The sequence below is a fragment of the Eikenella sp. NML03-A-027 genome (assembly GCF_001648395.1).
Classification (GTDB): Bacteria; Pseudomonadota; Gammaproteobacteria; order Burkholderiales; family Neisseriaceae; genus Eikenella; species Eikenella exigua.
Genome location: NZ_LXSM01000005.1, coordinates 133,400 through 156,603 on the forward strand (window position 1 = coordinate 133,400; position 23,204 = coordinate 156,603).

At 56.7% G+C, this 23,204-nt stretch carries 21 protein-coding genes; 8 read left to right on the plus strand and 13 right to left on the minus strand.

What is annotated here, in order from left to right; genetic code table 11:
• Window positions 1–15 precede the first annotated feature (15 nt).
• The 7 genes from apbC to A7P96_RS02655 all read right to left on the minus strand — a co-directional run bounded on the left by apbC (window position 16) and on the right by A7P96_RS02655 (window position 7,549).
• Entirely contained in the window at window positions 16–1,098 is a 1,083-nt protein-coding gene (apbC, locus tag A7P96_RS02625) for an iron-sulfur cluster carrier protein ApbC (protein ID WP_067524540.1), read from the minus strand.
• A gap of 107 nt (window positions 1,099–1,205) precedes the next feature.
• Window positions 1,206–2,456, minus strand: a complete 1,251-nt coding sequence (locus A7P96_RS02630; RefSeq protein WP_067524541.1) for a cell division protein ZipA C-terminal FtsZ-binding domain-containing protein — start codon at window positions 2,454–2,456, stop codon at window positions 1,206–1,208.
• A 189-nt stretch (window positions 2,457–2,645) separates the two neighbouring features.
• Window positions 2,646–4,085, minus strand: a complete 1,440-nt coding sequence (locus A7P96_RS02635) for a cell wall metabolism sensor histidine kinase WalK (RefSeq protein WP_067524570.1) — start codon at window positions 4,083–4,085, stop codon at window positions 2,646–2,648.
• Window positions 4,086–4,268: 183 nt separating this feature from the next.
• The gene (locus A7P96_RS02640) at window positions 4,269–4,946 is read right to left on the minus strand and encodes a response regulator transcription factor (RefSeq protein ID WP_067439781.1); all 678 of its coding nucleotides are present in this window, start codon (window positions 4,944–4,946) and stop codon (window positions 4,269–4,271) included.
• A 325-nt stretch (window positions 4,947–5,271) separates the two neighbouring features.
• Entirely contained in the window at window positions 5,272–5,967 is a 696-nt protein-coding gene (gene tsaA / locus A7P96_RS02645) for a tRNA (N6-threonylcarbamoyladenosine(37)-N6)-methyltransferase TrmO (protein WP_067440278.1), read from the minus strand.
• Between the two features lie 245 nt (window positions 5,968–6,212).
• Window positions 6,213–6,650 carry an MliC family protein gene (locus tag A7P96_RS02650; protein WP_067524543.1) on the minus strand — a complete coding sequence of 146 codons (438 nt, stop codon included), beginning with the start codon at window positions 6,648–6,650 and terminating at the stop codon, window positions 6,213–6,215.
• A gap of 260 nt (window positions 6,651–6,910) precedes the next feature.
• Window positions 6,911–7,549 carry an MBL fold metallo-hydrolase gene (locus A7P96_RS02655; RefSeq protein ID WP_067524545.1) on the minus strand — a complete coding sequence of 213 codons (639 nt, stop codon included), beginning with the start codon at window positions 7,547–7,549 and terminating at the stop codon, window positions 6,911–6,913.
• Between the two features lie 129 nt (window positions 7,550–7,678).
• Between A7P96_RS02655 and orn the strand changes: the two genes are divergently transcribed.
• From orn to ampD, 4 genes are all read left to right on the plus strand, one after another.
• Window positions 7,679–8,266 carry an oligoribonuclease gene (gene orn / locus A7P96_RS02660; RefSeq protein WP_067524546.1) on the plus strand — a complete coding sequence of 196 codons (588 nt, stop codon included), beginning with the start codon at window positions 7,679–7,681 and terminating at the stop codon, window positions 8,264–8,266.
• A 116-nt stretch (window positions 8,267–8,382) separates the two neighbouring features.
• The gene (locus A7P96_RS02665) at window positions 8,383–8,718 is read left to right on the plus strand and encodes an energy transducer TonB (RefSeq protein ID WP_067524548.1); all 336 of its coding nucleotides are present in this window, start codon (window positions 8,383–8,385) and stop codon (window positions 8,716–8,718) included.
• Window positions 8,719–8,789: 71 nt separating this feature from the next.
• Entirely contained in the window at window positions 8,790–10,439 is a 1,650-nt protein-coding gene (gene pgi / locus A7P96_RS02670; RefSeq protein WP_067524549.1) for a glucose-6-phosphate isomerase, read from the plus strand.
• A 269-nt stretch (window positions 10,440–10,708) separates the two neighbouring features.
• Complete coding sequence (gene ampD / locus A7P96_RS02675) at window positions 10,709–11,311, plus strand: 1,6-anhydro-N-acetylmuramyl-L-alanine amidase AmpD (protein WP_067524551.1); 603 nt, start codon at window positions 10,709–10,711, stop codon at window positions 11,309–11,311.
• 330 nt (window positions 11,312–11,641) lie between these two features.
• Here ampD and A7P96_RS02680 read toward each other — a convergent pair whose 3' ends face one another.
• Complete coding sequence (locus A7P96_RS02680) at window positions 11,642–12,136, minus strand: winged helix-turn-helix transcriptional regulator (protein ID WP_067448929.1); 495 nt, start codon at window positions 12,134–12,136, stop codon at window positions 11,642–11,644.
• A 360-nt stretch (window positions 12,137–12,496) separates the two neighbouring features.
• Complete coding sequence (gene pnp / locus A7P96_RS02685) at window positions 12,497–14,602, minus strand: polyribonucleotide nucleotidyltransferase (protein ID WP_067524553.1); 2,106 nt, start codon at window positions 14,600–14,602, stop codon at window positions 12,497–12,499.
• A 451-nt stretch (window positions 14,603–15,053) separates the two neighbouring features.
• Between pnp and yccS the strand changes: the two genes are divergently transcribed.
• Window positions 15,054–17,249 carry a YccS family putative transporter gene (yccS, locus tag A7P96_RS02690; RefSeq protein ID WP_067524555.1) on the plus strand — a complete coding sequence of 732 codons (2,196 nt, stop codon included), beginning with the start codon at window positions 15,054–15,056 and terminating at the stop codon, window positions 17,247–17,249.
• 326 nt (window positions 17,250–17,575) lie between these two features.
• Here yccS and dusA read toward each other — a convergent pair whose 3' ends face one another.
• On the minus strand, window positions 17,576–18,529 hold the full coding sequence (gene dusA, locus A7P96_RS02695; protein WP_067524572.1) for a tRNA dihydrouridine(20/20a) synthase DusA: 954 nt from the start codon (window positions 18,527–18,529) through the stop codon (window positions 17,576–17,578).
• 379 nt (window positions 18,530–18,908) lie between these two features.
• Between dusA and xerC the strand changes: the two genes are divergently transcribed.
• The 3 genes from xerC to A7P96_RS02710 all read left to right on the plus strand — a co-directional run bounded on the left by xerC (window position 18,909) and on the right by A7P96_RS02710 (window position 20,641).
• Window positions 18,909–19,856 (plus strand): tyrosine-type recombinase/integrase, encoded by a 948-nt coding sequence (xerC, locus tag A7P96_RS02700; protein WP_346265216.1) that lies wholly within the window; start codon window positions 18,909–18,911, stop codon window positions 19,854–19,856.
• An 84-nt stretch (window positions 19,857–19,940) separates the two neighbouring features.
• On the plus strand, window positions 19,941–20,132 hold the full coding sequence (locus tag A7P96_RS02705) for a type II toxin-antitoxin system HicA family toxin (protein WP_067439754.1): 192 nt from the start codon (window positions 19,941–19,943) through the stop codon (window positions 20,130–20,132).
• An 83-nt stretch (window positions 20,133–20,215) separates the two neighbouring features.
• Window positions 20,216–20,641 (plus strand): type II toxin-antitoxin system HicB family antitoxin, encoded by a 426-nt coding sequence (locus tag A7P96_RS02710; protein WP_067439751.1) that lies wholly within the window; start codon window positions 20,216–20,218, stop codon window positions 20,639–20,641.
• Window positions 20,642–20,690: 49 nt separating this feature from the next.
• Here the strand turns inward: A7P96_RS02710 and A7P96_RS02715 are convergent, their stop codons facing one another.
• The 3 genes from A7P96_RS02715 to A7P96_RS02725 all read right to left on the minus strand — a co-directional run bounded on the left by A7P96_RS02715 (window position 20,691) and on the right by A7P96_RS02725 (window position 22,701).
• Window positions 20,691–21,491, minus strand: coding sequence for a DNA adenine methylase (locus tag A7P96_RS02715; RefSeq protein ID WP_067439747.1), 801 nt, complete (start codon window positions 21,489–21,491; stop codon window positions 20,691–20,693).
• A gap of 174 nt (window positions 21,492–21,665) precedes the next feature.
• Window positions 21,666–22,163 (minus strand): lysis system i-spanin subunit Rz, encoded by a 498-nt coding sequence (locus A7P96_RS02720; protein WP_067524558.1) that lies wholly within the window; start codon window positions 22,161–22,163, stop codon window positions 21,666–21,668.
• 28 nt (window positions 22,164–22,191) lie between these two features.
• Window positions 22,192–22,701, minus strand: a complete 510-nt coding sequence (locus A7P96_RS02725) for a TIGR02594 family protein (protein WP_067439742.1) — start codon at window positions 22,699–22,701, stop codon at window positions 22,192–22,194.
• Between the last annotated feature and the right edge of the window lie 503 nt (window positions 22,702–23,204).

Consider the following 23,204-nt stretch of genomic DNA (forward strand, 5'->3'; position numbering starts at 1 on the left):
TTCCAGCTGCAAAGTTTATTCCACCACAATCTGCGGGAAACGGTTGCTGAAGTCTTTGCCTTTGGCGGCCACGGCCAGGGCGGTTTGCCAGGCGGCTTCGGTGTAGATTTGGGCGATGGCGGGGTGGGCGGCCTGCATTTGGGCGGCGCTGCCGCTATCCATGGCTTCGCGCACGGGCAGGCTCAGGGGCAGCTGGCCAAGCAGCGGCACACCGAGGCGTTCGGCCAGCGCTTTGCCGCCGTCTTGGCCGAAAATGGGCTCGTGGTGGCCGCAGTGGCTGCAGATGTGCACCGACATGTTTTCCAGCACGCCGAAAATGGGGATGTTTACTTTGCCGAACATGTCCACGGCTTTGCGCGCGTCGATGAGGGCGATGTCTTGCGGGGTGGTTACCACGATAGAGCCAGTAACGGGGATTTTCTGTGACAGGGTGAGCTGGATGTCGCCGGTGCCGGGCGGCAGATCGACAAACAGGTAGTCTACATTGTCCCATTCGCTTTGAAACAGCAGCTGCTGCAGGGCTCGGCTCACCATGGGGCCGCGCCACACCACGGCTTGGTCGGTGTCCACCAGAAAGCCGATAGACATCACTTGGATGCCTTCGGTCGAGCGCACGGGGATGAAGTGCTTGTTTTCCTGCTGCGGTTTGCCGGCGGGCACGCCGAGCATGGTGGGCTGGCTGGGGCCGTAGAGGTCGGCATCAAGAATGCCCACGCGCGCGCCCATGTTGTGCAGTGCCACGGCAAGGTTGGCGGCGGTGGTGGATTTGCCCACGCCGCCTTTGCCGGAAGCCACAGCGATGATGTTTTTCACGCCGTTGATGGTGCGCACGCCAGGCTGGACTTTGCGGGCAGTGATTTCGCTGCGGATATTGGTTTGCACGTTTGTGGTAACCCCAGCTTGGGCCAGCGCGGCGGCGATGTTTTGCTTGAGCTGGTCGGCAATGTGGCCAACGGGAAAGCCGAAGCAAAGTTCGATTTGCAGGCCGCCGGCGGTTTGCACGATGATTTTCAGGGCATGGCTGCTGCCGATGGTGAGGCTGCTGCGGGGAATGGCGACCGCTTCGACGGCGGCGCGCAGGGCGTTATCGTTATGCATGATGTTTTTCCTTGAGGTGTGTGTGGATTGGGGAAACAGGCTACCTGAAAACGGGAAATGCCATTTCAGGTAGCCTGTTTGGTTGGCCGGGTGTTTTAGCGGGTTGGCTACGAGAATAGCCGTTTGGCCAGTTCGCTGCCGGGCTCGATGCCCACCCGTTTCATTTCGTCTTGCCGCGCCACCACATAGCTGCGGATTTCTTTCAGCCATTGGGTGGAAAGCTCTTCGAGTTTGTCGTTTACCAAATCCAGGCCGAGCATGCTGGAAAGCTTAACCGCGATATCCATGAAGCGGTTGAAGTTTTTCTCGCCGTCGGGGATGTGCGGGGCATCAAACAGCATGCTGATGCCGCGGTAGTTTTGGGTGGAGAGCAGGGTGGCGGTGAAGGCGCTGTTGTCGAGGGTGGAGATGGCAAATAGCGGCTCGCCTTTGGCGTCGTTCAGGTAGAACATGCCGTCGTGGGAAAGCTCGAAGCCTTGGCGCTCTATGGCGTTGCGCAATTCCACGCCACTCACGTTGTTGCGGGACACCAAATGAATGGCGATGGTTTGATCCACGCGGGCGCATAGATCGTCCAGCGGGCGGGCGATGGAGAGGAAGGTGTCGATGTCGGTGAGCAGCAGGCCGCCGTCCATTTTCTCGGCAAAGGCGTTGGCCTGTTCGCCGAATTGTTCCAAATCGGCAATGCTGGCCAAGCCGTTGCGGCTGATGGCTTGCAGACCGATCACGAAGCCTTGGTAGTACACGCTGGGAATCGGCTCAGCAATTTGGAAACGGTCGTCCATGGTGCAGCCGGCGATATGGAAGCGGTGGCGGCTGGAAAGGCGCGGCATGGCGTGCAATTCCTGCGGCTCTTTTAGGGAGATGTAGCAGAGGTAGTCGAAGCGGCTGTCGAACCAGGGCAGTTGCTGTTTGGCCAAATCCTGCAAATCGAGCAGCAGCTTGCGTTTGGCGGGCTCTTGGGTTTGCGAGGGCGCGGCGGCTGGTATGGGTTGGAAGTTGAAAGCAGGGGCTTTAACGGCGGGCTCGGCCTGCAATATGGGCTCGGCCGGGGTGTTGTCGGGTTCGGCAGGCGTTTCGGCAACGGGGATTTCGTCGGCCTGTTTGCCCGAGCGGCTGAATTTGATGAAGGCTGGCTGCAGGCGCGGGGCAGCCTCTGTTTCGGCGGCGAGGGCTTGCTGCTGGCCGTCGCGCACGGAATGGGTGTAGCTTTCCATCAGCGCGTCTTTATCGGCATGGCCGAACTGGGCGCGGATGGAATCGCGGTATTTCTTTTCCTGATAGGTGTTGTACAGCAATACGCCGAACACGGGGGCGAAAATGAGGATGGCGATAATTAGAATGGTGTTGGTGCTCATTGATACTTCCGAATGGGGTGCTGTCGAAACAGCGGAATTATATAGCGAAAAGACTTTCTTTCCCATAGACGGCCATTTCAAATAAAGCCATATTGTGTTGGCTTGGTTTGATTTGAAACGATTATTGGAGCGCGGGAGGAGTAAGGCTACCTGAAAGATACGTGCTATACAACGGCAACGGCTTCCTGTTTATTTGTCCTCATCCTGCCCGTGCTCTTTTCCTTCGCGTTCTTTTTCTTCCTGCTTCTGCTGCTTGGCGGTGAGCTCAGGCAGCTCAAAGTGGATGTTCAGGCCGTTGGGCTGCACGTTGGCGGCACTGATGCGGCCGTGGTGTTTGCCGATAACGTGGCGGGCAATGGCCAAACCGAGGCCAGTGCCGGGTTTGTGTGCGCCGCTGTCGGCGCGGTAGAAGGCGGTGAAGATGTGCGGCAGCTGGCGTTCGTCCACACCGGGGCCGTTGTCGGCAATGTCGATGTGCCAATGGTGTTTGTGGCCGGAGAGGCGGATGTGGATTTTGCTGCCTTCGGGGCTGTAGGCCATAGCATTGCGCAAGACGTTGTCGAAAGCGCGGTAGAGGTAGCCCTCATTGGCGGAAACGGTGGCGTCGGTATCGGCGGGGTCGTAATGGAAATCGATTTGCTGATTGTTTTGGCAGGCGATGGCGCGACAGTCTTCTACTAGGTTTTCCAAAAAGGGCACGAGCTTGAGCGGGTCTTTTTCCATTTCCACGTTGGCAGTTTCCAAACGGGAGAGGGTGAGCAACTCGCCCACGAGTTTGTCCATGCGGGTGAGCTCGGATTCGAGGCGCTTGATGTTTTGCTCCTGTTTGTGCGGCTGCACTTGCAGCAGGGCAAGCAGCGCCTGCATACGCGCCAGCGGGGAGCGCATTTCGTGTGAAACGTGGTGTAGCAGATGGCGTTCGCGTTCCACCAGTTTTTGCAGGCGGCTGGCCATGTGGTCGAACTGGACGGCGAGTTTGGCCAGCTCGTCGCGCCGACCGAGCAGCTGGTGGGAAATGCGGGTTTCAAGGTCGCCTTCGGCCAGACGGCTCATGCCGCGTTCCAGCGTGCGGATGGGTTGAGAGATATTGCGGGCGAGGATGTAGGCTAAGAGCAGGCCGACGATGATGATGAAGCTGAGGATGATGAGCTCGTGCCACACGGGCGCCATTTCCATGCCGGGAATCATCAGCGGGGAAGGCGGGCGGGTAGGCTGCTGTTTGTCCCAGTCGGCCAACATGAAGATATATTCTTCGCCCAAGGGGTCGTAGGCCACGCGCACTGCGCGGGAGTTGGGATATTCAGAGGCGAATTTGCGTGCGGCGAGGATGCGCGAGGGCTCAATCTGACGCTGAAAAATATCGGTTTTGCTGTCGCCGGAAATTACTAGGATATTGTCGAAGGTGGGGGTATTGTTCCAGTCTTGCAGGGTTTCGCGTACACCGGAGAGGCCGCGGGTTTGGAACACGGTTACAGTGCTGTTGAGCAGGCCGGTTTCAAAGGCGCGCTGCTGTTTGAAACGGCTTTCAGCCATTTTGTCTTGCACCAGCCAGAAGGAGAAGCTGGCCACGAAAATGGCGGCGATGATGACGAAAAAAAAGGTGAGGAAAATCCGCTGGAACAGTTTCATGAATATGCTTTGGCGGGAAGGTTTGGCAGGCCACAAAACAATGCCGCCATCAGTCGGTTTGGGCTTGGCGGCGGCCGTTGGGTGAATGGCGCAAATGAAGAAGCGGTATTTCAAGTAGCCTTTATCTCGTTCGATGGAGGCTACTTGAAAGCGTAAGCTTCAACACAAGTTAAAATCAAAACATCAGTTTTTCACAAACAAATAACCTAGGCCGCGCACGGTTTGGATGAGTGAGGCATCGCCCAGTTTATGGCGGATGCTGGAAATATGCACGTCGATGCTGCGGTCGAACTTGGCTAGCTTGCGGTCGAGTGCTTCGAGAGAGAGGGTTTCTTTGTTTACCACCTGGCCGGCGTGACGCATCAGCACTTCCAGCAGGTTGAACTCGGTGCTGGTAAGTTCCAGCGGGGCTTCGTTAATGGTGGCTTGGCGTTTGGCTGGGTAGAGGGTTACACCGCTCACGGAAATCACATTGGGCGTGCTGTTGTCCGGCTCGGCCAGGCGGGTGCGGCGCAGAATAGCATTGATGCGCGCCAAGAGTTCGCGCGGCTGGCAGGGTTTGGGCACATAGTCGTCTGCGCCCATTTCCAGGCCGATGATGCGATCGATGTCATCACCTTTGGCAGTGAGCATGATGATGGGGATTTTGCTCTGCTGGCGCACGGTTTTGAGCACATCCAGCCCGCTGAGCTTGGGCATCATGGAATCCAGCACCACCACGTTGTAGTTGCCGGTGAGGATTTCGGTTACGCCGGCTTCGCCGTCCGGCACGCTGCTAACTTCCAGCCCTTCGGCGCTCAGGTATTCGGTTAAGAGCTCGGTGAGCAGGGCGTCATCGTCTACCAATAAAACACGGTTCATACTTACTCCTTAGTATTTTATGTGCCGTTGCAGCACGGAATTTTGCCGCCGGGGCAAACCCGGCAATATGACCAACTAACGTGATTTTTCAATCTCAGCAGCCGGAATTAGGCTGGTTGACTGTTGAATTTCAAGCGTCTTAACACTTTGCCTGATACAGGCGAACAAGCCAAATTCTTTTGCGAATCTTTGCGTAAGCCGGACGGGATATCACGGATGTTATGCTTATTTAAGCCTGGCAGGGGATTGAGCTTTATTTTAGTTCACAGAAACTCAGCCTTGGCTGTGCCAAGACATCGTTTGAACTACGTTGAAGCTGACACTTTCAGGTAGCCTTGCCTTCTGCCTCCATCACTGCTTCAATTAAAGCTGTTCCGTTTTCAATTCGAAACGCCACTTCCCAATCTTCCACTGCCATCTTATATACACGCTGCGGCGTATCCTGATAAGCCGGGCGCGGGTCTTGAGCGATGCTTTGTTCAAGCAACAGGCGGATAGTTGATGGCAAGGTGGCAGCTGTTTCCTCATCTAGCCAAGCTACTTCGAGCGGCACGGGCGGAACGGTGGCGAAGCCTGAAGCAGCATCGGGCTGAGCCTCCACAAAGGGCAGATAGGGCTTGATATCTAACACCGGCGTGCCATCGAGCAAATCCGCTCCGCCACACCATAGCCGTACTCCACCATCGGTTTCAATGCGCTCCAGCTTGAGTAGGGAAAGCCCCAACGGGTTGGGCCGGAACGGGCTGCGCGTGGCAAATACGCCCATTTTCCGGTTACCGCCCAAACGCGGCGGCCGCACCAAAGGCTGCCAGCCTGCCCCGGCCACGCCGTGAAACACGAACTGCACCCAAATATGGCTGAAGCTTCCCAACCCGCGCACGCAATCGGCAGGAAACTCGGGCAGCAGCTCGATATACACCTGGGCGGAAGGCACCAAGCCGGGCTGGCGCGGCACACCGAATTTCTGTTTATAAGGAGAGCGAACGTAGGCGATGGCTTGCAGGATATGGGTGGCTGGCATGGCTTGGAGCAATCAATATGAGCATAGAGTGAGATAAAAGGCTACCTGAAAACGCCAACTTCAACAAAGCTGGAGCTGAGTTTCTGCGAAGCTGAAATTAAGTTTTGGCAAAGCAGCAAGGTGATGGCATCACAACGCCGCCTTACTGCGTCCTCCATGTTCTGCCCCCCAATGAAAACCGGCAACCTCGGAATTCTCGGGCTGCCGGCCTGATTTCACTAATGCGGCGTTGAATTTAAATCAGCTTACTGCTGGCGTTGGCAAGCGGTTTCTACGCTGTTGCCATAGGGGTCTTTGAAGCTGAACGCGGCTTCATTGCCCTTACGGTGCCACTCGGCGCCGCTGCCGAACAGGCCGCGGTTAGAGGTGTAGCGCTCGCCGGAGCCGGAAGTGGCGCGGTTGAGCACGGCACGTTTGTCGTCCAGTTGCAGGCTCACGCGGTCGGTACCTTGCTGGCGCACGGTTACAGACAGGCCGTTTTCACAGCTGAAACGCTCAACACTTGTGCGGCGCTCGCCACGGCGCTCGTGACGCGGAGCGGGCTCGTTGCCCTGGTCTTGCATGCTGTTTTCATGGCGTTGGTGATGGTGATGACGATGGCCGTCGTCTTGCGGGGCAGGCGCCACGCAGGCGGTCAGCAACAAAGCCAAAGAGGCCGGTACAGCCCAAGTACGTACTTTCATTGTGTATTTCCTATAAAATGAGAAAATACCGCCATAGCCGGCGGCGAGAACATCTTAGCCCAAAGTGTGCGGCATAAAAAGGGGGGTTAACCAAGATTTACGGCAATATCCCCTTATTCTGGCGAAAAGGCTACCTGAAAGTGTTTGGCCGCTTTCAGGTAGCCTTTGTTTTGGCAAGCCTAAGCTTTGGTTTTTGTGTTTTTCAGGTAGCCTCTTTATAAGACAGGCTGTATGTATCGATTGCCCTGCCGCCTGCTGTTTTAATCCTGCAAAAACGGATTGTGTTGTTTTTCGTGGCCGATGGTGGTGCTGCGGCCGTGGCCGGGCAACACTATGGTATCTTCAGGCAACACCAGCAGTTTCTCGCGGATATTGCGCAGCAAATCGGCATGGCTGCTGCGTTCGAAATCGGTGCGGCCGATGGATTCATAGAACAACACGTCGCCGGCAATTAGCAGGTTTTGTTCGGCGCAGTAAAACACCACATGGCCGGGCGTGTGGCCGGGTATGTGCAGCACTTGGAAGCGGTATGCGCCCACGTTCAACTCGTCGCCCTCTTCCAGCCAGCGGCTCGGGCTCACCGGCGCAGACACGGGGAAACCGAAGTTGGCGGTGATTTCGGGCAGGTTGTCGAGCAGCCATTGGTCGTCTCGGTGCGGGCCGATTACGGGCAACGGGGTATGCTGAATCATCTCGGCCACGCCGCCGGCATGGTCGAGGTGGCCGTGGGTGAGCCAGATTGCCTTGGGCTGCACGCCGAGCTTGGCAGCTTCTTCCAACAGCCATGGCACATCGCCGCCCACGTCTATCCACGCGGCTTCTTTGCTTTCTTCATCCCACAAAAGTGAGCAATTTTGGTGGAAGGGGGTAACGGCGAACACGGTAAGGTTGAGCGGCATGAGCAGGCTTTCTATAGATAAAGTTTTCAGGTAGCCAGCATTGTGCCGCCGCGCGCGCCAAAGGTAAACCTTTTTAAGGTTTGGTGTATCCGCTACAATGCATCATTTATCCCCTTTGCGAGCAAGTTCATGCACACGCCCAAACCCGACCCCGCCAACCTCTGCTGGCTCGATATGGAAATGACCGGCCTCAACCCCGAGCACGACCGCATCATCGAAGCCGCCGTGGTGGTTACCGATGCCGATTTAAACATCCTCGCCCAATCCGAATCCTACGCCATCCACCAAAGCGACGAACTGCTCAAAGGCATGGATGCCTGGAACACCAGCACCCACGAGCGCACCGGCCTCACCCGGCGCGTGAAAGATTCCACGCTTTCCGAAGCCGAAGTGGAGCAACGCCTGCTCGACTTTATTGCCCAATGGATTCCGCAGGGCGCCAGCCCCTTGTGCGGCAACACCGTGCACCAAGACCGCCGCTTCATGCAGCGCTACATGCCCCGCCTGGAAGCCTGGTTCCACTACCGCAACCTCGACGTATCCACCCTCAAAGAGCTCGCCCGCCGCTGGCATCCCGCTGCTTACAAAAGCTTCAGCAAAAAAGGCTCGCACCGCGCGCTGGACGACATTTTGGAGAGCATCGAAGAGTTGCGCCACTACCGCCAAACCTTCCTGCGCCTGCCCGAGGCCAACGGAACAAACCAAGAGGCTAGCTGAAACAGACGCGGCGAAGCCGCAACAGCCCGCCCGTTTGGATTCCGTTGAAGCCTGCGCTTTCAGGTAGCCTTCCCCCATGTTTTCAGGTAGCCCATCCATCCCTATTTAAGAAGACCATGCCCCGCAAACTCCTCCTTCCCGCCCTCGCCGCCCTGCTGCTGGCTGCCTGCGCCGCCAAGCCTTCGTTTGAACCGGCCATGCTCGTCCACTCTGTGCAACCGGTTTACCCGCCGCAGCTGGAAGAAATAGGTGTCAACGGCATTGCCCGCGTGCAAATGCGTGTCAACACCCAAGGTAGCGTCAGTAATGTACGGGTACTCTCCGCCTCCCACCAATTATTCGGTCACGCCGCCGCCCGTGCCGCCGAACAATATCGCTTTACCCCCGCCAAACACAACGGGAAAACAATAGAATCTAATATTTATCAGACCTTTTTATTCCGCAGCCCGTAAAACAGACCGATACTTCCAGAAAACACTCCACAATCCGATCTAAACACCCCTTCCCACACGCTAATCCCACCATGCTCCCCACCTCCCTCCCCGCCTGGCAAGCCCTGGCCGAACACCGCCGCGCCACTGCGCACCTCCACCTGCGCGAGCGCTTCGCCGCCGAGCCGAACCGTTTCGAGCGCATGCACGCCGAACTCAACGGCCTCCTGCTCGACTACAGCAAAAACCTCATCGGCGAAGACACCTTGGATTTGCTCTGCCGCTTGGCCGACGAATCCGGCGCGGCCGAACTGCGCCGCCAAATGTATGCCGGCGGGAAAATCAATCTGAGCGAACACCGCGCCGTGCTGCACACCGCCCTGAGGCTACCTGAAAATGCCGCCCCCGTGTATGTGGACGATATCAATATCGTGCCGCAGGTACACGCCGAACTAAACCGCGCCCTCGATTTCGCCGAACGCCTACAAAACGGCACGCACACGGGCTGCACTGGATTGCCTATCCGCGACGTGGTGAACATCGGCATCGGCGGTTCGGATTTGGGCCCGCGCATGGTGGCGCAAGCCCTTGCGCCCTATCGGCAAAACCTAAACGTACACTTCGCCGCCAATCTCGACAGTGCCGATTTAGACGGCATCCTGCGCCGCGTAGCGCCCGAAACCACGCTGTTTATCGTGGCCAGCAAATCCTTCCGCACCCCCGAAACCCTGCTCAACGCCCAAGCCGCGCGCCGCTGGTTTCTGCAATCCGGCCGCAGCGAAGCCGACATCGCCCGGCACTTCGCCGCCGTATCGGCCAATGTGGAAGCCGCTGCCGAATTCGGCATCGCCCCGCAAAACGTGTTCGGCATGTTCGACTGGGTGGGCGGGCGCTATTCCGTGTGGTCGGCCATCGGCCTGCCCGTGATGTGCGCCATTGGCCGCGAACATTTCCACGAATTTCTGCGCGGCGGGTACGATATGGACGAGCACTTCCTGCACGCCCCGTGGCGGCGCAACATCCCCGCCCTGCTCGCCCTCATCGGCATCTGGCAGCAAAACTTCTGCGGCAGCACCAGCCATATCGTTATCCCCTACAGCCACGGCCTGCGCCGCCTGCCTGCCCACCTCCAGCAGCTCGATATGGAAAGCAACGGCAAAAGCTGCAACCGCCACGGCAAGCCCGTGGATTTCGCCACCGGCGCCGCCATTTGGGGCGAAGCCGGCGTCAACTGCCAGCACGCCTTCTTCCAGCTTATCCACCAAGGCACGCAGGTGATTCCCGTCGATTTCATCGCCCCCCTCAACGGCGAAGGGGCAGACGACGGCCGCCACCTCCGGCTCGTGGCCAACGCCTTCGCCCAAGCCGAAGCCCTCATGCGCGGCAAAAGCGAAGCCGAAGCCCGCGCCGAAACAGCCGGGAAAGGGCTACCTGAAAGCGAACAAGCCGCCCTTGCCAGCCAGCGCAGCTTCCTCGGCAACCGCCCCAGCAACACCATCCTCGTCGAACGCATCACGCCCTACACCCTCGGCCTGATTCTCGCCATGTACGAACATAAAGTCTTCATGCAAGGTGCCGTGTGGGGCATTAATTCCTTCGACCAATGGGGCGTGGAATACGGCAAAGAACTCGCCCAAACCATCCTGCCCGAACTGCAAGGCGCCGAACCCGCCGGGCACGACGCCTCCACCGCCGCCCTGATCCAACGCTACCGGCAGCAGATGGGCAACAAACAGCCATAACAGCCAAAGAGAAGGCTACCTGAAAGCCAAGCGGGCATTTTCAGGTAGCCTTTTTCTTTGCTGCGGGCGAATACTGCCCTCTGTTGTGTTTGCGGCCAATCAAAATGCAGGCTGGCGAACCGAATGCCGTTCACACATACAGCAAGGCGAGCCAACGCCATATCGGACATTCAGTCAATCCGCCATACCTGCACATACCAACACATTTTTCAGGTAGCCTTCCCCGCCAACCCGCTATAATCCCCTTCTCTCCCCTTCGGAACCCCATCATGACCACAACTTGGCACAACGGCTGGTGGCAGGGCGCGGTGCATTGCCCTTCGCCCAACTTCTCGCCCCGCCCCGCCGGCGAAACCGTTTCGCTGGTGGTGCTGCACAACATCTCCCTGCCGCCCTTCGAATACGGCGGCAGCGCCATCCGCGATTTGTTCACCAACCGCATCAACCCACAGGCGCACCCCTTCTTCCCGCAGCTGGTGGATTTGCGCGTGTCCAGCCATTTTCTAATTGAACGCAGCGGGCAGGTGGTGCAGTTTGTGTCGGGCAACGACGCGGCGCACCACGCCGGCGTGTCACAATATCGCGGCCGCAGCGGCTGCAACGCCTTTTCGCTCGGCATCGAACTGGAAGGCTGCGATTTCGAACCTTTCACCGAGGCGCAATACCAAGCCCTGATTCCGCTGCTGCACAGCATGGCGGCGTACTACCCCATCGAAGCCGTAACCGGCCACCAACACATCGCCCCCGGCCGCAAAAGCGACCCCGGCCACTTCTTCGACTGGCCGCGCCTAGCCGCCGCAGGCGTGGTGCTGGCGGAAGGGATAACGGATGGACAAAACGCCCTAGCCGCAGCCGCAATACAGGCTACCTGAAAGCGTAAGCTTCAACGCAGTTAAAACGATGCCCGCTGTGCCAACGGAGTGAAAACGAACGCAGTGAATTTCGCCAAAATAGGACGGCAAAACGGCAGGATGCCAATACCACCCTACCCTAGCCGCAGGGCTGCGTTGCCGTGCCGCCGCGTATTCCCTCCTAAATATCGGCGTGAATGCCAAGTCCGCACAGATTCCCTATCCGTGCCTACCGGCATTTCACCCCGGCCCGGACATTCAAAAAGGCTACCTGAAATTTTAGCTACGCAGAAACTTCGCTGCGCTACGTTTTAACTCCGTTGAAGCTTACGCTTTCAGGTAGCCTTTGGTTTACCCTTCCCAATCTTCCAAGGCCAGCGGCCCGTTTTCCTTTACTTCCTCCATCACCACATAGCTGCGGCTTTCCACGGCGGAGGGCAGTTGCAGCAGGATTTTGCCGAGCATATCGCGGTAGGCGGACATATTTTGCAGTCGCACTTTGATGAGGTAGTCGTACTCGCCGGACACGAGGTGGCATTCGAGGATTTGCGGGATTTTCAGCACTTCGCGGCGGAATTCTTCAAAAATATCGCCGGATTTAGAATGCAGTTTGATTTCCACAAATACCAGCAAGCCGTAGCCCAAGCGGGCGGGGTTGAGGCGGGCGTGGTAGCCGCTGATGTAGCCGTCGCGCTCCAAGCGGCGTACGCGTTCGGTTACGGGGGTGGCGGACAGGCCGACGCGTTCGGCCAGCTCGGTCATGCTCAGGCGGGCATTTTCCTGCAAGAGCTTGAGGATGTGGTGGTCGATGCTGTCGGCTTCTTTGAAAGTGGGGCGGTTGGGCATGGGCTTCTCCTATCATTATCGTGATTGAAATAAGAATGCTGCTGCGTTGCCTGGCCGTACATAGGCCTCGTCTGCAGCCAGTCGCCTCGTCCCATTCTTATTTTAATTCGCTTATGAAAGCACTTCTCTGTAGTTTCAAATAAAGGCTACCTGAAAAGTTTTCAGGTAGCCTTTGCTTTCTCTAGGGTCTGTTGACATTTAATTTTCCAAATAGATTTTTGCTCCCAAGGCGGCAGATTCAAGGCGGAAACTGCAGCAAGGTTGGATACCTTGCGAGGATTTCCAACGTGGAAGATGCTGGCTTGGGGGCAAAAAGACACGGAAACTATTGAATGCCGACAGACCCTGGGCAGCCTGCGCTTATTGCTCGCGGGTTTGATCCAGCAGGGCTTTCATGGAAAGGCGAACGCGACCGCGGTCGTCCACTTCCAGCGCTTTCACGCGCACGTTTTGGCCGACTTTGAGGTAGTCGTTCACGTCTTTCACGCGCTCGTGGGCGATTTGGCTGATGTGCACCAGGCCGTCTTTGCCGGGCATCACGGATACGATGGCGCCGACGTTGTTGTCCAAAATCTTAATCACCACGCCGTTGTACACCTGGCCCACTTCCACTTCGGCAGTGATTTCTTCGATGCGTTTGCGGGCGGCTTCCACGGCTTCCACATTCACGGCGGCGATGGTGATGGTGCCGTCGTCTTCAATGTTGATTTCGGTGCCGGTTTCGGCGGTAAGGGCGCGGATGGTTTCGCCGCCTTTGCCGATAACGTCGCGGATTTTGTCTTGGTTAATCTTCATGGTGAAGAGGCGCGGCGCGTGCTGCGAGAGCTCCTGTGGGCCGGCCACGGCGGCTTTCATCTGCTCGAGGATGTGCAGGCGGGCTTCTTTGGCCTGTGCCAGGGCAATCTGCATGATTTCTTTGGTGATGCCTTGGATTTTGATGTCCATCTGCAGGGCGGTAACGCCTTCGGTGGTACCGGCCACTTTGAAGTCCATGTCGCCGAGGTGGTCTTCGTCGCCCAAGATGTCGGTGAGCACGGCGAATTTGTTGCCTTCCAGAATCAAGCCCATGGCGATACCGGCCACATGGGCTTTGAGCGGCACACCGGCGGAGAGCAGGCTCAAACAGCCGCCGCACACGGAAGCCATGGAAGAAGAGCCGTTGGACTCGGTAATTTCAGATACCACACGCATGGTGTAGCTGAATTCTTCGGGTGAGGGCAGCACGCCGAGCAGGGCACGTTTGGCCAGGCGGCCGTGGCCAATTTCGCGGCGTTTGGGCGCACCCATGCGGCCGCATTCGCCGGTGGAATAGGGCGGGAAGTTGTAGTGCAGCATGAAGCGGTCGGTGTATTCGCCGCTCAAGGCATCAATGATTTGCTCGTCGCGCTGGGTGCCGAGGGTGGCCACGGCCAGGGCTTGGGTTTCGCCGCGTGTGAAGAGGGCGGAACCGTGGGTGCGCGGCAGCACGCCGGTTTGGATGTTGATGGGGCGCACGGTGCGGGTGTCGCGGCCGTCGATGCGTGGTTGGCCGGCCAGAATCTGGCTGCGCACTACATTGGCTTCCAAATGTTTGAAAATGCCTTTGATTTGGTTGGCGGCGAGCGTGTCGGTGTCTTCCGTGATCAGCGCGGCTTCCACGGCAGCCCAGGCTTCGTCCAGCTTGGCGGTGCGCGCCTGTTTTTGGCGGATTTTGAAGGCTTCGGACACGGTTTGCCCGGCAATTTCCTGCACTTTGGCCACCAGGGCGGCATCGGTTTCGGGCGCTTTCCAGTCCCACACTTCGGGGTTGACCGCATCGGCCAGCTCGTTGATGGCGCGGATAACGGCCTGCATCTGCTCATGGCCGTATACCACGGCGCCGAGCATCACGTCTTCGGGCAGGATTTGGGCTTCGGACTCCACCATCAGCACGGCTTGTGCGGTGCCGGCCACCACCAAATCCAGCTGCGATTTGGCCAGCTGGGTTTTGGTCGGGTTCAGCACGTATTCGCCGTTCAGGTAGCCCACGCGGGTGGCACCGATGGGGCCGGCGAAAGGCACGCCGCTCAATACCAGCGCGGCGGAAGCGCCAATCATGGCGGGGATGTCGGAATCGATTTCCGGATCAACCGATACCACCGTGGCCACGATTTGGATGTCGTGGAAGAAGCCTTCGGGGAACAGCGGGCGGATGGGGCGGTCGATCAGGCGGCTGGTGAGGATTTCTTTTTCGCTCTGTTTGCCTTCGCGCTTGAAGAAGCCGCCGGGGATTTTGCCTGCGGCATAGGTGCGCTCCAGATAATCCACGGTGAGCGGGAAGAAATCCTGCCCGGCTTTCACTTCTTTGTTAGCAGTAACAGCCACCAGCACCACGGTTTCGCCCATGGATACTTTCACCGCACCCGCAGCCTGGCGGGCGATTTCGCCGGTTTCGATGGTTACGGTGTGCTGGCCGTATTGGAAGGATTTGACGTGTTTGTTAAACATTAAGATTCCTTTAGAAGAAGGCCGCTGCCGCTAAAACACTAAGCATAAGCCCGCACGGGCGCAGGCGCATGGTTAGGGTTTCAGACAGGCAGGGCAGGTTGGAAATAAAACAAAGGTTTGAGGCTACCTGAAAGCGTAGCCCGAAACCGGCGCGCATTCTAACACGCTGCCGGAACGATTGCACCGTATATAGCTAAAAGTAATTATTTTTTCTTGCCAAGCGACGAGTTGCAAGCAGCGTGTAATACCGCAAGATGAGGTAGAGCTGCGTAAATAAAAAGTACTTGGGCTATCGGTCAAGATAATCTGTTTTTCAGGTAGCCTCAACCATACAGGCTACCTGAAAGCGAGAGTTTCAACGAAGTTAAAATCCAAGCCCTTCTGTCGAGCCAAATCATCCGCCCTGCGCTAAAATACAGCCCTTTCCCACTCATCCCTCATTTATTCCACCATGCCCCTTATTCCATCTCGGCTCAAATGGCTTTCCGCGCGCGTGCTGGCCGCGCTGCCGATGCTGGTTAGCGTATGCATGGCCGTGCTGGCCGTGTGGTATTGGCAGAAGCCGCTGATGTGTATGCCGTTGGTGCTCGGTGTGATTGCCGGTGGCCTGGTGGATTTAGACAACCGCCTCACCGGCCGCATCCAAAACCTGCTCTCCACCATTGCCGCCTTCAGCGTTTCCTCGCTCACCGTGCAATTTACGTTCGGCCAGCCGCTGCTGTTTCTGCCCGCGATGACGCTGCTCACCTTCGTGTTTACCCTGTCCGGCGCCATCAGCCTGCGCTACCGCACCGTCTCCTTCGGCACGCTGGTAGTGGCGCTCTACACCATCCTCACCATCAACCACAGCATGGTTTGGTATGCCAACACCCTGCTTATTTTGTGCGGCACGCTGCTCTACAGCGGCAACACCCTGCTGCTGCATCTTATTTTGCCGCACCGCCCCGTGCAAGACAGCATGGCCGCCGCCTATACCGAGCTGGCGGGCTATCTCGACATCAAAGCCCAATTTTTCGACCCCGACGACCCCGACCAGCTCGAGCAGCGGCAAATCGCGCTGGCCATGCAAAACGGCAAAGTAATCGCCGCCTTCAACCAAGTGCGCAGCGCCTTGTTTTACCGCATGCGCGGCCAGCACCGCCACCCGCGCACCGCCCGCATGCTGCACTACTACTTTGCCGCGCAAGACATCCACGAGCGCGCCAGCTCCAGCTACATCGGCGAATACCGCCGTTTTGTGGCCGAGCTCAGCCACAGCGACCTCATCTTCCGCATCCAGCGGCTGATCGAATGGCAGGCGCAGGCCTGCCGCGACGTGGCGCACAGCCTGCAACGCGGCAGCACGGCGCCGGACAATGCCAAATTAGACAAACTGGCCGCAGGCATCCGCCGCTCGCTCCAGCACCACCAAGCCGCCCAAGCCGATAAGAGCCCGCGCAGCCTGCGCCGCCTCATCGACAACCTCTACGGCATCAACTACCAGCTCACCCACCTAGCCGGCGAGCAAGCAGACTACACCGAAGCCAACGAGCAAACCCGCATCGTGCGCGAAGATGCCGGCAGTTGGCGCAGCCATCTCAATATCCTGCGCCGCCACCTCAGCTTCGAATCCGGCGTATTCCGCCACGCCGTGCGGCTTTCCATAGTGGTGTTCCTCTGCATCGCCCTAGTGGAAAGCCTCAAGCTGCCCATGGGCTACTGGGTGCTTCTCACTGCCGTATTCGTGTGCCAGCCCAACTATTCCGCCACCAAAAGCCGCCTTATCCAGCGCGTGGTCGGCACGATGGCCGGCGTGGCCGTCGGCTCGCTGTTGCCTTATTTCACCCCCTCGCTTGCCACCCAGCTGGCAGTGGTGGCTGTTTCCAGCACCCTGTTTTTCTTCTTCCGCACCAACAAATACAGCTACTCCACCTTCTTCATCACCATCCAAGCCCTCACCAACCTCAACATCGCCGGCCTGCACGGCACCGACGCCCTGCCCTGGCGGCTGCTTGATACCATCGTCGGCTGCGCACTGGCCTGGTGGGCCGTATCCATGCTCTGGCCCGACTGGCGCTATCTTTCCCTTGCCCGCACCGCCCAACGTGCCCTTGCCGGCAACGCAGGCTACCTGAAAAGCATCACCGGCCAGCTCCAATACGGCGGCCATTGCGACGATGCCGCCTACCGCGTCGAACGCCGCCGCGCCCACGAACGCGCCGCCCAACTGAGCAGCACCCTTTCCGATATGTCCGGCGAACCGAAAAAATATGCCGCCCAACTGCCCGGCGGCTTCACCCTGCTCAAAACCGTTTACGCCGTCAACGGCTACATCTCCGCCCTCGGCGCCTACCGCAGCCGCCTCAGCCCCGACCAAATCGAGCCCGATTTCAAAGTCGCCTTCGCCCGGGCCGCTAACGAAACCGCCCGCCTGCTCGAACAGCTGCCCGGCCTGACCGAAGCCGAATTTCAGGTAGCCTACAGCGCCCTACGCCAACAACTCACCGCCCTGCGTCCCGATAGCAGCGCCAGCCGCCACGCCCACACCCTCTGGCAGCAGCTCTCCCTGATCGCTAAACTCCTGTTCCCCGCCTACCAAGCCTTGCAAGACGCGGATGACACCCAAACCGAAACGCAGGAGGCAGCCACAGCGAACACCAGCGGTTAGGCAATGCTTTGTGTCCTAAAAAGGCTACCTGAAAACGATGTCTTGGCGTAGCCAAGGCTGAGTTTCTGCAAAGCTAAAGCGTAAGCTTCAACGGAGTTAAAACGGAGCGAAGCGGAGTTTCTGCGAGGCCAAAAACGCAGCAGATTTTCCGCACAGCGAAGTGCCGCTGCCACGCAGTTAAAACGCGGCTTCCATCGGAGGCCACGTTATAGAGTTTTCAGGTAGCCTGAACCGGCAGCCTAGCCATGCGGTTTTGCATCATGCAGCTATTCAAACACTCGCCCAAGCAAAAGGCTACCTGAATTTTCAGGTAGCCTTTTATGCAGTTAAACCCCGGCGGAAACTTTCTCCCATGCTTCCAAAATCAATTCGGGGCGGTTGCTTTGCAGCAGGCTGGCATCGGAGAGCATCTGCCGCCACACCCGGGCATGGTTGCGGCCGTGCAGCAGACCGAGGTAGTGGCGCAGCATGTGGCGGATGGTGAGGCCTGGGTCGGCAGCGAGCGAGCGCTGCATATAGTGGTAGAGCGCGTGAATCAGGGTGTCGAAATCGGTTTCAGGTAGCCTTTCGCCGTAAAACAGCCTGTCCCACGATTGCATCAGCATAGGGTTGTGATAGGCCTCGCGGCCAATCATCACGCCGTCGACGTGTTGCAGGTGTTCGGCAATTTCGGCATTGGTTTTGATGCCGCCGTTGATGATGATTTCCAGCTGGGGAAAATCCTGTTTGAGGCGGTAAACATAGTCGTATTTCAAGGGCGGTACGTCGCGGTTTTCTTTGGGCGAAAGGCCTTCCAGCCAGGCATTGCGGGCGTGGACGATATAGGTGCGGCAAGCAGTTTTGTCTGCGAGCGTGCCCACAAAATCGCATACGGTTTGGTATTCGGTTTGGCGGTCGATGCCGATGCGGTGTTTCACGGTTACGGCGCAATCGGGCGCGGCTTCCTGCATGGCGTTGAGGCAATCGGCCACCAAATCCACTTCGTTCATCAAGCAGGCGCCGAACGCGCCTTTTTGCACGCGCGGGCTGGGGCAGCCGCAGTTGAGGTTGATTTCGTCATAGCCCCAGCCTGCTGCGATGGCGGCGGCCTTGGCCAAATCGGCCGGGTTGCTGCCGCCCAGCTGCAGGGCAACCGGGTTTTCGCTTTCGTCTTTGCCTAAAAAACGCTCGGCCTGGCCATGGATGATGGCGCCGGCATGAATCATTTCGGTGTAGAGCCAGGCATGGCGGCTGATTTGGCGTGCCATGTAGCGATAATGCCGGTCTGTCCAGTCCAGCATCGGCGCAATCGAAAGGCGGTGTGTACCAATATAATCAGTATATTGCTTGTTTGTATTTGCTTTTTCTGGGTTTTCGGTTTGTATCATTTCGGATTATTTCGGTTTATTTTTGCTTATTTCCGTTTATTTGTTGTACCATAAATGCACCATTTTTTGATTTTTTACCGATGGTGCAAACATGGGAACGATCATAAGGCGCACAAACCCCAGCGGGGCTGTGGTGTATCGGGCGCAAGTCCGCATAAAAAAGGCGGATGCGCCCGCTTATAGCGAGTCTAAAACATTTACGAAAAAAGCTCTAGCCGCCGAATGGCTCAAGCGGCGCGAAGCTGAGATTGAGGCAAACCCAGATTTAATACTTGGCATCAAAAAGAATCGGATGCCGACACTTGCCGCAGCCATTGATAGCTACCTAGCCGAGCTGCCGGCAGTTGGGCGCAGTAAAAAGCAGGGGCTGTTATTTCTACGTGGTTTTCCGATTGCTGCGCTGCCGCTGGATAAAATCACGCGCGATCAGGTAGCCTTGTTTGCACAGCAGCGGCATAACGGTATACCGGAAATGGGATTACCGCCAGTACAACCGCCCACAATCATGCAGGATATACAGTATATCCGCATTGTCTTAAAACATGCGTTTTATGTGTGGAATTTGAAAGTTAGCTGGCAGGAAATTGAATTTGCCCTCGAGGGGCTGAGGAGAAGTAGGATTATTGCGCAGGCAACGCGCCGCAGCAGGCTGCCTACAGGCGACGAGCTGCAACGGCTCACCAACTATTTTTACAAGATGTATGCCGTTATCAAAAGCACGGTGATTCCCATGCACTTGATTATGTGGCTGGCGATTTACACCTGCCGCCGCCAAGATGAGATATGCCGCATGATGCTGGCTAATTTTGATCGTGCTGCCGGTGAGTGGATGATCCGTGACATCAAACACCCGGATGGCAGCCGTGGCAACGACAAAGCTTTTGCCGTTAGTCCGGCCGCACTATCCGTAATCGATGAGCTGCTGCAGGATGACGTGCAGCAACGGATGGCACGCATTACTGAGCGGCCAGGCAGCCTTGTGCCGCTCAAAGCCACCAGCATCAGCGCCCAATTTACCCGCGCCTGCAAAGTGCTGGACATCCACGACCTACGCTTCCACGATTTACGACATGAGGGAGCAACACGACTAGCTGAGGATGGGGCAACCATTCCGCAAATCCAGCAATACACCCTGCATGATTCGTGGGGCAGCCTGCAACGCTATGTCAATTTGCGGCGGCGCGGCGACAGGCTGGACTTTGCCGAGGCAATCGCTAATGCGAAAAAGGTATATCTGTAAAATACACACAAATACACATAAAATACTTGACAAATAATTTATCGTGTGTAATAATACACACACTTAGACAGCAGGAGGCACTTAATGAAAAACAGCCACGAAATCATCAAAGCCCTGAAAGCCGACGGGTGGGAACTGAAAAGAGTAAACGGTAGCCACCATATATTTTATAAACCAGGCGAAAAATTCCCAATCACCATATCCCACCCAAATAAAAATCTATCGATAGGCCAGATAAAGGATGCAGAAAGGAAATCAGGACTAAAACTAAGATAATAGCACTGCCCCGAAGGGGGCGGTCGCACCCGCCTCAAAATTGTCTAAGCTGCTACACCAATTCAAAAAAACAGGAGCAAAAAATGAAAGCATTTGCATTAGCCATCTATAAAGATGCAGACAATCCCACTTACGGCGTAGTCGTGCCGGATGTGCCGGGCTGTTATCCCTGCGGCGACACCATCGAGGCCGCCATTGAGGACAGCAAGGCAGCCATCAAAGCGCATATTGAATTTATGCTGGAGAACGATTTAGAAGTAGACTTAACCACGCACTCGATTGAAGAATTACGAGCCAATGCCGATTATGCCGATGCCATAGCATGGGGCATTGCCGAAATCGACGAGAGCAACCTATCCGCCAAGCAAACCCGCTTTAACGTCAGCTGGCCGGAATACCTGCTGGCCCAGGTGGATAGATATGCCGCCGAAAATCATGATACCCGTTCCGGATTTTTAGCTAAGGCGGCGCTGGCAGAGATTGAAAGAAAAACAAAAGCAGCGATTTAATATTGGGGGCTGCCCAAAAATTTAGGCAGCTTTTTCAGGTAGTCTGAAATCAAAACAATGCTGCTTGTTTTTCCACTGGCGTAAAGTTGCAAATCACTAATTCCCCGCTGGTTTTTAAATCAGTGTTGTTGGATACCGTGTATTTAATCTCCAGCCGCCGCATCCAAAACTCCGAAAACAGCGCGGCTATATCCGGGTGGTCGTTGATACTCAACATTAACTTACCCTTCATATTGCGCATAGCCGCCGCCAGTCTCTCAAATTGCGACCATTCAAAATCCACGCCATAGCCGGTTGTCTCCCAATATGGCGGATCGGCATAAAAAAACGTGTGCGGCCGGTCGTATCGCTCCACACAAGTCAGCCAATCACCATGCTCAATATACGCACCAGACAAACGTCGGTGTGCCGCCGCCAGTCTTTCGTGCACCATAGCAATATCAAAAGCCCGGCCAGTGGTGGCATAGCCAAAATTCTGCCCGTCAATTTTGCCGCCGAAGGCGTGTTGCTGTAAAAAAAAGAAACGTACCGCGCGCTGGATATCGGTCAAAGTTTTTAAATTGATCGCCTGAAACCAATCCCAATCCTCACGGCTGCCAAGCATAAACTCAAAATGTCGGCAAAACTCGTCAAAATGACAGCGCACCACCCGATACAAATTAACAAGCTCACCATTGATGTCGTTAATCACATCAGTTTTTGCCGGTTGCTCGCGCATAAAAAACAAGGCCGCGCCACCGGTGAACAGCTCCACATAGCACTCATGCGGCGGGAATAGCGGTAATAATTGGTCGGCAAGGCGGCGTTTGCCACCCATCCACGGAATAATCGGTTGTGTTGCATCACTCATTTGCAGGCTCCAAAGCAGCAAGCCTGCTTGCGGGCAAGCCTGCTAAAAAATAATGCCCACACAAAGGAGGGCGAGGAAACCGCCGCAAAGCGGCGGCAAATCGGCTATAATCTGCCCAATACGCCCGCTATGCCTCTGCCCGCTGTATCCGGGCACGCACAAATCGGCGGGGTTTTACTTATCTGCCGTACCGGCCACCACGCGCCCGTATGCCTGCCACTCGGCCAGGTCGTTGCGCTGGGTGTCGGCTATTTCTGCCAATCCTGCATATTCTTTCGCGCAGTTGCCGAATAACTGCCAGCCTCGGGCAGCGGCTTCATCAGCCGCGCCGGCGGGGCCGGTGGCTTGGGGCAGGGGGCGACTACGGGCAGCGGCGTAGGCGCGCACGCGCTCAAGCTCGCCGCGCAGATTATCCACAGCAATTTTTGCATTTTCTCTTTCCTTTTCCACTTCGGCCTGCGCGGCGGCCAATTCTGCCTGCGCCTGCCTTTCTTTTTCCAAAACTGCGCCGGTTTGTTTCGCCAGCGCCTCGGTTTGCTGCTGCTTCAGCTTGGTCTCGGCGGCACGGTAGCCCGCGCTGTAGCGTTGCCTACCATACCAATATTCCCCGCCTACCACCGCCGCCAACAGCGCGGCAAGGGCAAGTGGTTTCCAGTATTTCATAATCCACATTTTTTACTCTTTCTGCAGTCTGCCATAATTACGCTTCGTTCCTGCTGACTTGACCACTGGCGGACAACACCGGCAGCACATAGCGCTCCGCCACCGGATAAGCAGGTTTACCGCCCTTGTTCGGCCACAGGTAGGCAATCACGCGGTCGCGGCTGAATTTGGCAATGCTCACGCGGTTGCCTTGGTTGCCGCCAATAACAATCAGACAGCCATCCTTGGTAATGCCAATAACGAAGCCCACATGCCCGCCGCCCTGCCGCTCGAATACCACGATGCAGCCGTAGGCCGGCTTCGATAAGCGTGTGCCGGTTTCCAGCCATCCCTTGGCGCGATACCAGTGTTTCGGCAAATCTCGTCCGGCAGTGCGGCAGCAATGCGCTACAAAAGTGGAGCACCAAGGCGTTTCATCGTCCCGCCACCACGCGCCCAGAGCGATTAGCCAGTTGATGATGATTTTGTTGTGTTGCTTACCCGGGATTTCCGCCAAGCCTAAATGCTTGCGGGCTTCGTCAATCCACGGCAATTCTTGCAATGCCATTTTCTTTCTCCAAACAAAAAGCCCGCGCAATGGCGGGCAGAAATGTAAGTCATTGATTTTCCAGCTAGCCGCATATTGGGTATTTTTACACCCAATTAAAAAATATCCCATTGTTTTAAAACAGGATATTTCTTGCGATTCAGCTAGCCTTGTTTCAGTTGTAAAGGATTACTTTACAACTGGTTTCAGGTAGCCTAAAACCCACGAATTCGGGGGAATTAAGAGTTGTCAAAAATCCTTTGACAACTGGTTTCCAGGCTGCCTGGAAACGTTTTAATTTGGTGGTTTTACACCAGGTTAAATTCCAATTTACTGTTTATAAGGTTTATTTCAGCTTTCAGACTGCAGTCTTTCAGGTAGCCTAAAATTCTGCCGTCTAGCGGCGTGCCTTGAAGGCGGGATTGGCGCGGCAGCTGTCGGCAAACTCTTCCAGCCTTTTGGTGTACACGGCGGCGGTGTGCAGGGATTGGGTCAGCAGTTCCACGGCCTTGTCTTGGCCGGTA

Excerpts from the sequence above, each read along its gene's own strand:
- apbC (WP_067524540.1), bottom strand. The coding sequence starts at position 1,098 with ATGCATAACGATAACGCCCTGCGCGCCGCCGTCGAAGCGGTCGCCATT.
- A7P96_RS02630 (WP_067524541.1), bottom strand. The coding sequence starts at position 2,456 with ATGAGCACCAACACCATTCTAATTATCGCCATCCTCATTTTCGCCCCC.
- A7P96_RS02635 (WP_067524570.1), bottom strand. The coding sequence starts at position 4,085 with ATGAAACTGTTCCAGCGGATTTTCCTCACCTTTTTTTTCGTCATCATC.
- A7P96_RS02640 (WP_067439781.1), bottom strand. The coding sequence starts at position 4,946 with ATGAACCGTGTTTTATTGGTAGACGATGACGCCCTGCTCACCGAGCTC.
- tsaA (WP_067440278.1), bottom strand. The coding sequence starts at position 5,967 with ATGCCAGCCACCCATATCCTGCAAGCCATCGCCTACGTTCGCTCTCCT.
- A7P96_RS02650 (WP_067524543.1), bottom strand. The coding sequence starts at position 6,650 with ATGAAAGTACGTACTTGGGCTGTACCGGCCTCTTTGGCTTTGTTGCTG.
- A7P96_RS02655 (WP_067524545.1), bottom strand. The coding sequence starts at position 7,549 with ATGCCGCTCAACCTTACCGTGTTCGCCGTTACCCCCTTCCACCAAAAT.
- orn (WP_067524546.1), top strand. The coding sequence starts at position 7,679 with ATGCACACGCCCAAACCCGACCCCGCCAACCTCTGCTGGCTCGATATG.
- A7P96_RS02665 (WP_067524548.1), top strand. The coding sequence starts at position 8,383 with ATGCCCCGCAAACTCCTCCTTCCCGCCCTCGCCGCCCTGCTGCTGGCT.
- pgi (WP_067524549.1), top strand. The coding sequence starts at position 8,790 with ATGCTCCCCACCTCCCTCCCCGCCTGGCAAGCCCTGGCCGAACACCGC.
- ampD (WP_067524551.1), top strand. The coding sequence starts at position 10,709 with ATGACCACAACTTGGCACAACGGCTGGTGGCAGGGCGCGGTGCATTGC.
- A7P96_RS02680 (WP_067448929.1), bottom strand. The coding sequence starts at position 12,136 with ATGCCCAACCGCCCCACTTTCAAAGAAGCCGACAGCATCGACCACCAC.
- pnp (WP_067524553.1), bottom strand. The coding sequence starts at position 14,602 with ATGTTTAACAAACACGTCAAATCCTTCCAATACGGCCAGCACACCGTA.
- yccS (WP_067524555.1), top strand. The coding sequence starts at position 15,054 with ATGCCCCTTATTCCATCTCGGCTCAAATGGCTTTCCGCGCGCGTGCTG.
- dusA (WP_067524572.1), bottom strand. The coding sequence starts at position 18,529 with ATGCTGGACTGGACAGACCGGCATTATCGCTACATGGCACGCCAAATC.
- xerC (WP_346265216.1), top strand. The coding sequence starts at position 18,909 with ATGCCGACACTTGCCGCAGCCATTGATAGCTACCTAGCCGAGCTGCCG.
- A7P96_RS02705 (WP_067439754.1), top strand. The coding sequence starts at position 19,941 with ATGAAAAACAGCCACGAAATCATCAAAGCCCTGAAAGCCGACGGGTGG.
- A7P96_RS02710 (WP_067439751.1), top strand. The coding sequence starts at position 20,216 with ATGAAAGCATTTGCATTAGCCATCTATAAAGATGCAGACAATCCCACT.
- A7P96_RS02715 (WP_067439747.1), bottom strand. The coding sequence starts at position 21,491 with ATGAGTGATGCAACACAACCGATTATTCCGTGGATGGGTGGCAAACGC.
- A7P96_RS02720 (WP_067524558.1), bottom strand. The coding sequence starts at position 22,163 with ATGTGGATTATGAAATACTGGAAACCACTTGCCCTTGCCGCGCTGTTG.
- A7P96_RS02725 (WP_067439742.1), bottom strand. The coding sequence starts at position 22,701 with ATGGCATTGCAAGAATTGCCGTGGATTGACGAAGCCCGCAAGCATTTA.